This window comes from Terrabacter sp. P5_B1, from assembly GCF_056400505.1.
The window spans coordinates 1-7,630 of record NZ_JBFULD010000206.1 but is presented as its reverse complement, the minus strand read 5'-3'; the positions used below and the strand labels follow the sequence as shown (position 1 = coordinate 7,630).

The window sequence follows — 7,630 nt, the reverse complement described above, 5'->3', positions numbered from 1 at the left end:
GGACTGGCTTGGGCCAGCTGCTCGTGAAGGAAGACGGCAGGGTCGATACTGGTGTTCGCGGTCATCGCGATGCTCCATTCGAGGGTGCTGTGAGAGGTTCACTCGAAGGATCACGCGGTGACCGCACCTGCATCCAGCAGGGACACGCTCACCGGTGTCGTCGTACACCAACGCTATGGACTCAACTGCGTCCTTCGACGGCGACCATGCTGTCTCCGGACGCCTCGGTGCTGTCAGAATCCTGCGGTCAGTCCTCCGTCAACGGTTAGCACCTGTCCGGTGGTGTACGTGTTGGCCTGGCTGGCCAGCCAGATGATGGTTTCTGCGATCTCCGGGGCTTGCGCGGGTCGCTGCAGGGGCAGCCGGGCATGCCGGACGTAAATTTGCTGGAACTCCTCGCCCTCGAGTTCGTCTTCGCCGTCCACGACTGACATGCGCGTGGCCACGAACCCGGGGGCTACCGCGTTGACGAGAATGCCGTGAGTAGCAAGCTCCAGGGCGGCGGTCCGGGTTGCGGCCTCGAGACCGGCCTTGGACACGTCGTAGGCCAGAGACGTCCGTTCCGACCGGGTGGCGTGGACGCTGGTGACGTTCACGATCCGGCCGTAGCCCTGCCGGGCCATGCACCCACCGAGTTCACGCATGAGCAGTACCGGAGCGTGGAGGTTCACCGCCAGCGTGCGATGGTAGCGCTCCGCGTCGAGTTCGAGCGTCGAGTTGGGAAGGCTGACCCCGGCACAGTTCACCAGGATGTCGGCTCCCCCGAGCTGATCAACGACCCTGCCAGCGGCGGCCACGACGGCGCCCGGGTCTGCCAGATCCGCCGTCACGACGATGTCCGCACCGTCCGTGTGGTCGCGGTCGACGACGGCAACGCTCGCGCCCAGAGCGCGAAGGCGTGTGACGGTGGCGGCCCCGATTCCGTGCGAGCCGCCGGTGACCACGGCCCGCTGACCCGTGAACGCCTGAACCGGGGTCCCCTTCTGCCGCGGGGTCATTCGCCCTTCACGCTTCCGGCAGTCAGGCCCTGGATGAAGTACCGCTGCCCGAACAGGTAGGCGACGACCAGTGGCAGGGTCGCGATCGACAAGCCGGCCATCACCGTTGGAATGTCAAGGCTGTACCTGCTCTGGAAGCCGGTGATCCCGACCATCAGGGTCTTCTTGCTGTCGCTCTGCAGGAAGACGAGCGCCAACAGCAGCTCGTTCCACACCCACAGCAGGTTGACAACGACCAGCGTGGCGACCGGCGCACCGGATAGCGGGAGCACGATCCTGACGAACGTGCGCCACGCTGACGCGCCGTCGATCTTGGCAGCTTCGAGGATGCTCGCCGGGATGGTCCGGAAGAAGTTGGCCAGCAGGTAGATCGAGAACGGCAGCATGAGACCGACGTAGATGAGGATGACGATCCGGAAGGTGGAGATCCAGCCGAGCTGCGCGCCGAACTGGAACAGCGGGATGAGCAGCACCACCGGGGGAACGACCATCAGCGAGACGGTCACCGCGAGAACCGCTTCCCTGCCCCGGAACGGCCAGTGCACCAGTCCCCACGCGGCCAAGGCCGCGAAGATCACGGTGACTGCCACGGCGGAGAAGGTCAGGATGACCGAGTTCAGGAACCACTGGGCGAGCTGGTCGCTCAGCGCTGCACGGAAGGCGCCGAAGTTCGGCGGGGTCGGCAGCGCCCAGGGATGCAGCAGGAAGTCGCTTTGGGTTTTGAGCGCTCCGGTGAGCATGAGGTAGGCCGGTGCCAGCGCCATGACGGAACACACCAGCAGGATCAAGTGCCGCAGGGTGGCACCCGCGCGTCGAGTGGTCATAAGAAGTCCCTTCAGTCCCCGAAGGTGCCTTCACCGGCGCGCTGCAGCCGGAAGAAGCCCGTGATGAGGATGAGCGTGGCGAGGAAGAGCATCACGGCGGCGGCTGCTGCCAGCTCAGGGGCCTGGTCCTGGAACGCGGCCCGGTAGATGTAGAGCTCGGACACCATGGTGGCGGTGCCTGGACCGCCTTGGCCGTTGGTCAGGACGTAGACGTAGTTGAAGACCCACGACACCATCACGATCGCTTCGTTCACGATGTAGAAGAGGATGAGGCTTCGCATCTGCGGCACGGTGACGGACCAGTGCAGGCGGAAGAAGCCGGCGCCGTCGACCTTGGCCGCCTCAAAGACCTCGGTAGGCAGCGTCATCAGCCTGGCCAGGAAGAGCACGATACCGAAGCCGATCTCCTTCCAGATGATGATGGCCGCCATCGTCCACAGCGCACGGTTGGGGTCACCCATCCAGTCCGCGGCCAAGCCGCCAAGACCCACACCCCGCAGAACCTGGTTGAGGGCACCGTTGAGCTGCAGAAGTTGGCCGAAGACCACACCGACCACCGGAATGGGCAGAATGTAGGGGAAGAACAACGTAGCTCGGTAGCCGCGCAGCCCCCTCTTGGTCTCGAACAGCAGGATCGCGATGCCCAGCGCCAGCACGAGCAGCACAGGGACGACCGCGAGTAGCAGCGTGTTGTGGAGGATCGCTGTGCGAAAGAGCGGGTCGCTGATGACCAGCCCGAAGTTGTCCAGCCCGGCCCAGGAGCCCTGATACTGCAGGGACTGCGCGACCAGCTGGTACATCGAGTAGCCGAAGATGAACACGATGATCAGTGCCGCGGGCGCGACCCAAGGTAGGAAACCGAAGCGGTGGGCGAGCGCCGCCCGCGCCGCCCGTGTGGGCGTCGGCGCCGCTGCAGCCCGCACGTTGTGAGGCGCTGATGTGGTCAGGGAAGGCACGGTTGGCTCACCGGGTCCAGGCCTGGAAGTTGCGCACCAGCGACCTGTTCGTGAGGCGCAGTCGCTCGATCTGCGTCTGCATGTCCGCGGCAGCCTGCTGCCCGGTCCGGCTTCCCTGCAGGACGAGCTGGACGTTCGTGAAGACGGCGTTGCTGTCCAGCTCGGCGGGGATGTAGTTCTCCAGGTAGGGAGCGCCGTCATGCACCATCTGGAACAGCTGCTTCTTGGCGGGGTCGTTCACGACGGACACATCGAACCGGTCATCGGCCGGGAGGACGCCCGTGGTGGCATACCAGGCCTGCAACCGCTCAGGGGTGTGCATGAACTTGATGAAGTCGGCGTCCACCTGCGGGTACTGCGTCCAGGCGGTGATGCCGACGGTCTGGGAGGTGCTGGCCATCTTGCCGGCGTAGGGACCGTTGGCGAACGTCGGCATGGTGCTGATCTGGACCTTGTCGGCGCCAACCTTCTTGATGAAGTTCGGTGCGTCGGTTCCGGCCGTGACGGTCATGGCTGCGTCGCCGGACACCCAACGCTGCTGTGCCTGGTACAGCTCAAGGGAGTTGATGTCGGAGTTCCAGCAGTGGTGCTGACGGGTCTCCTCGAGCTTGGTCCACCAGGCGGCGTGGTTGGCGTCGGTGAACTTCTGCTTGCCCACGACGGCGTCGGTGACGTCGCCTTGGGAGGTGACCGTCTGGGCGCCGAGCATCGAGTAGAGCCAGCCGCCGAACCAGCCGTCCTTGACTCCGCCGGCGAGCGTCGTGACCCCGGCCTTGCTCAGCGTGTCACACGTGGTGAGTAGCTCCGCCCATGTCGTCGGCGGCTTGAGCTGGTGCGCGGCGAGAACGTCCTTGCGCACGAGAACCGGGAACTGCGGGTTGACGTACCAGGGCGCGGTGAGGATCTTGCCCTTGTACGAGTCCTCGGTAGCGGCGTTGGTGTAGTGCTTGAGCTCGGCGGCGTCGATGTAGTCCGAGACGGGGAGGATCTGGCCGCTCCAGGCGGGCTGCTGGGAGTAGATGCCGCCCCAGAAGTACTGCAGGTCGGGACCTTGTTTGGCCGCGGCGGCGGCTTGAAAGGCGGGAATGAGGCTGTCGGTGGTCTGCAGGACGGTGTCGATTGTGACGTTCGGGTGCTGCTTCTCGTAGGCAGCCACTGTCTCGGTCAGCCACTTCTTGGCCCCCGGGGCCTCCTGCTCACCCCAGTACCACATGACCAGGTGTACGGGCCCTGTCGGGTACGCGCCTGCGGTCTTGGCTGCCAGTGTCGCGGCGTTGCCGCGGCTCTGTGACGCTTGGGAGCTGCAGCCGGCCATGGTGAGCGAAGCGGCGATGACGGCCGCGATGATGCCAGTGGTGCGTCTCATTCTCGTTCTCCGGTGCTCGGTCGGCGGGTGCCGACGATGGTGCTGACGGTGTTTCTCATCACGTGAGCTCAGGTGTGCTGTAGAGGGTCTTTCCACCGACCGTGATGTCGACCTCGACGAGGTAGTCCCGGACCTGCTCGGGGCTGACCTCCATGCCCAGTCCTGGGGCGGCGGGTGGGCTGATCCGCCCGTCATGGTCGAGGTCCAGGTGGTTGGCGGTGACCGACCGGGCCAGCGGTTTGGCTTCCACGGGGTACTCGCAGAGCCAGTCGTCGACGCTGGCGGCGAACGGTTGCAGGGAGGCGCTCAGCGCCAGGTGGGAGGTGAACGTGTGGTTCACGAACTGCACGCCGCGCGCTGCGGCATAGTCGGCGACGCGCTTGGCGTCTGCGATCCCGCCGACCCGGCCCGTGTCGATCTGGATGAACCCGACACCGCCGTAGTCCACCAGGTGTTCGGCCAGTAGGGGCTGGTGGGCGCCCTCGCCGCCGGCCAGACGCAGCGTGTCGCACCGTCGTGCCAGCGCCCCGTAGGCGCGGAGCGCCCCGGAGGCGAACGGTTCCTCCAGCCACAGCACCTTCGCCTCTTCCAGAGCGGGCAGGCGCAGGGCGGCTGCGTCCACGTCCTCTCCCCAGATCGTTCCCGCGTCGACGAGCAGGACGCCGTCGTCGCCGAGGCCCTCTCGAGCGGCGTGGACCTGGTCGGCGTCGGCCTGTACGCTGCCGCGACCGTAGGGTCCCCAGCCGAACTTGGCGGCGGTGTATCCGTCGGCGCGGACCTGCCGGGCCTTCTCGAGGGTCTGCTGTGGCGTGTCACCGAACAGCGCTGAGGCGTAGGGGATTTTGGGGTGTGGGTGCGAGGCGCCCAGCAGCTCGTAGACCGGCTGCTCCACCGCCTTGCCGAACAGGTCCCACAGGGCGATCTCGATCCCGGACAGGGTGTGGTCGGCCTGCAGCAGGTCCAGGCTGTTGGCCCGGACCAGCCGGGCGATGGAGGCGATGTCCTCCACGCGGTCCAGGCGTTGCCCGACCACCGAGTCGACCACCGGGTGGCAGGCGCTGTGGGACATGGGGCAGACGAAGCTGGCGATCGAGGTGAGCGGGGAGGTCTCGCACTCGCCCCACCCGGTGTGGCCGCCCGCCCGGACCCGCACGAGCAGCATGTCTTGGCTGCCGTCACCGATGTCCAGGACCTGCGGCATGGCCAGGTAGAAAAGGTCGACCGACTCGATCCTCATGCGCTCGCGCCTTCCTTGCCTGGCACCACTTCGGCTGGCACCACTTCGGCTGGCACCGAGGTGGCTGGCACCCGCGTGACTGGCACCGACATCGCCGGCGCTGTTGCGGTGGTTTCGCCTGCGGGGCGGTCGATATCGGTCGACGGCAGGGCCTCGGGACCCCGGACTCCCTCCACGCGTCCGTCGGGATGGACGGCATGGATCTCGCTCATCCCGTCGTACACGACCGCGGTGATGCTCGTGGTGATCACCTGGCCGGGGGCCAACGTCTGGTGGGTGCCGGCGTCGGCCCCGACGGACACCTCCACGGGGTAGCCGGTGCACGGCTCTAGGACAAGGGCCTGCAGGCCGCGCCACCCGCCGTACGAGGCGAACAGCCAGCAGGAGCGGAACACGTTCGCGTCGAACACCAGCCCGAGTCCGGTGCCGTCGCCGTAGGTGACCGAGCACCATCCGGCGCTCAGCTCGGTGGCGTACTGGAACTCGCTGACGCCGGAGCTGCGCGGGAGGGTGCGGCTCATGTCGGTCGCGTGTCCGCTCTCGTCGATGAGTGTCGGCCAGGTGTACGTCGTCCCAGGGCCGCCGGCTCGAGGCGTGCCGAAGTCCTCGACGTACATCGAGGCAGGTGCGAGGTCGACCCGGGCGGGCTCGTCGACCGGGACGGCGACGTGCTGCTTCCAGAGGAAGGGCAGCGCCTTCGGCAGCGTGTTCTCGATGCGGTGGCTCAGAGTCAGGGAYGGCTGGCCGGAGTTCAGTGTCAGGGTCTTCTCCAGCAGGCATCCCGAGATCGGGGTGCGCAGCGTGAGCCGGACCGAGACGACCTCGGGGCCCTCCTGCTCTACGGACCACGACCACGGCGACGTCCAGAGCTCGCCGTGGTCGGGATAAGGCTCACCGGCGAGATCTTCGGGCGCGTCGTTGGGGAAGAGTTCGTCCCAGCCCCCGAAGAAGCTGTCGTCATAGCCGGTCCCGAACGGGACCTTGCGGGGCTGCAGCCGGTCGTTGTGCCAGAGGAACTCCCGGTTGTTCCGGGTGCCGGTGATCTGCCAGACCTTGCCCCCGAGCTCGGGCAGGACCACGACGCGCATGTGGTTGTTCTCCAGCACGAGTGCGCGCAGCCCGTGGTAGCTCCAGTCGCTGCTCACTCGGGCTGTCACTGGGAGGTCTCCGCCTCGGTCGGGCGGTCGCTGGCGTCAGGGGCCAGCAGCACCTTGGCGGCCCCGTCCCCGGCGACCAGGCGGGCGTACCACTGCGGCCCGTCCGTCAATGGCGCGACGACGACCCCTTGGGACAGCCCGATGCGCCGCTGCGCCAGCCAGTCCAGTGCCGTGCGGAAGTTGTCCGGCGTGTATGCGAAGACGCCGGTCAKGCGGATCTCGGACCGGATGATCGTGTTGATCGGCAGCGATGTCTCGTCGGCGTGCAGCCCCACGAGAACGACATGTCCGCCGGGGGCCATGCTGGCCAGGCAGCTCTGCCGGGTCTGGGCGGAACCGACGGCGTCGAAGGCCAGCTCGACGCCGCGGCCCGCGGTGGCGCGGCGCACGGCATCGGCCAACCCCTCGGGTCCCACCTGCACCGGGATGGCTCCGGCTTCGACGGCCATCGCAAGCCGGGCTGGGTTCAGGTCGGCGACGTACCGTTCGGTGACGCCGTAAGCGGCCAGCACCTGCAGGATGAACAGGCCGATCGGGCCTGCCCCGACGACGAGCGCCCGTGATGACGGGTCGGCGCCGCTGACTTGGACCGCTCGCACGGCGCAGGCGGCAGGTTCGGCCATGGCGGCGTCGCGCAGGCTCAGGCCGGTCGGTACGGGCAGCACTGCCCGGGCCGGGACGGCGACGAGTTCGGCATTGCAGCCGGGGAGGTGCGCTCCCAGGAGCAGACGACTTTGGCACAGCGGCTGGCGTCCGGTGACGCAGTACTCGCATACCCCGCAGGTGACCAGCGGGTTGGCCGTCACGGCCGCCCCCGGACGCAGCTGCTCGGTGGTGGGCACGTCGGCTCCGAGTGCCTCGACCCAGCCGGACAACTCGTGCCCGAAGACCAGCGGCGGCGTCCGCAGGCTGTTCTGCCCCAGGAAGCCGCTCAGCTCGGAGCCGCAGATACCGGAGTAGGCGACACGGATGAGCACGTGGTCCGGCTCCAGGGTGGGCGCGGACAGGGTCCGCATCGTCATCAGTTCTGGTGCTTCGTAGACCAGGGCTCTCATCGACATTCCTTCGGTGTGGGGTGGGGACGGGCCGGGC

General features: G+C 67.5%; 7 protein-coding genes. All 7 read right to left on the bottom strand.

Annotated features, from left to right (window positions below; translation table 11 throughout):
- Window positions 1-233: 233 nt before the first annotated feature.
- Genes AC1DP0_RS14620 through AC1DP0_RS14590 form a run of 7 tightly spaced genes read right to left on the bottom strand, consistent with a single transcriptional unit; the run spans window position 234 to window position 7,593 of the window.
- Window positions 234-998 (bottom strand): SDR family NAD(P)-dependent oxidoreductase, encoded by a 765-nt coding sequence (locus tag AC1DP0_RS14620; RefSeq protein WP_478085278.1) that lies wholly within the window; start codon window positions 996-998, stop codon window positions 234-236.
- Window positions 995-1,786, bottom strand: coding sequence for a carbohydrate ABC transporter permease (locus tag AC1DP0_RS14615; protein WP_478085276.1), 792 nt, complete (start codon window positions 1,784-1,786; stop codon window positions 995-997). Before AC1DP0_RS14615 ends, AC1DP0_RS14620 begins: the two co-directional genes overlap by 4 nt.
- A gap of 47 nt (window positions 1,787-1,833) precedes the next feature.
- Complete coding sequence (locus AC1DP0_RS14610) at window positions 1,834-2,745, bottom strand: carbohydrate ABC transporter permease (RefSeq protein WP_478085274.1); 912 nt, start codon at window positions 2,743-2,745, stop codon at window positions 1,834-1,836.
- Between the two features lie 40 nt (window positions 2,746-2,785).
- Window positions 2,786-4,144 carry an ABC transporter substrate-binding protein gene (locus tag AC1DP0_RS14605; RefSeq protein WP_478085272.1) on the bottom strand — a complete coding sequence of 453 codons (1,359 nt, stop codon included), beginning with the start codon at window positions 4,142-4,144 and terminating at the stop codon, window positions 2,786-2,788.
- A gap of 58 nt (window positions 4,145-4,202) precedes the next feature.
- The gene (locus AC1DP0_RS14600) at window positions 4,203-5,381 is read right to left on the bottom strand and encodes a mandelate racemase/muconate lactonizing enzyme family protein (RefSeq protein WP_478085270.1); all 1,179 of its coding nucleotides are present in this window, start codon (window positions 5,379-5,381) and stop codon (window positions 4,203-4,205) included.
- Window positions 5,378-6,538, bottom strand: a complete 1,161-nt coding sequence (locus AC1DP0_RS14595) for an aldose epimerase family protein (RefSeq protein ID WP_478085269.1) — start codon at window positions 6,536-6,538, stop codon at window positions 5,378-5,380. The genes AC1DP0_RS14600 and AC1DP0_RS14595 overlap by 4 nt, the downstream gene beginning before the upstream one ends.
- Window positions 6,535-7,593, bottom strand: coding sequence for a zinc-dependent alcohol dehydrogenase (locus tag AC1DP0_RS14590; protein ID WP_478085268.1), 1,059 nt, complete (start codon window positions 7,591-7,593; stop codon window positions 6,535-6,537). Before AC1DP0_RS14590 ends, AC1DP0_RS14595 begins: the two co-directional genes overlap by 4 nt.
- Window positions 7,594-7,630: the final 37 nt, after the last annotated feature.

Bases quoted from the DNA above. Each gene is read 5' to 3' on its own strand.
- AC1DP0_RS14620 (WP_478085278.1), bottom strand. From the start codon at position 998: ATGACCCCGCGGCAGAAGGGGACCCCGGTTCAGGCGTTCACGGGTCAG.
- AC1DP0_RS14605 (WP_478085272.1), bottom strand. From the start codon at position 4,144: ATGAGACGCACCACTGGCATCATCGCGGCCGTCATCGCCGCTTCGCTC.
- AC1DP0_RS14600 (WP_478085270.1), bottom strand. From the start codon at position 5,381: ATGAGGATCGAGTCGGTCGACCTTTTCTACCTGGCCATGCCGCAGGTC.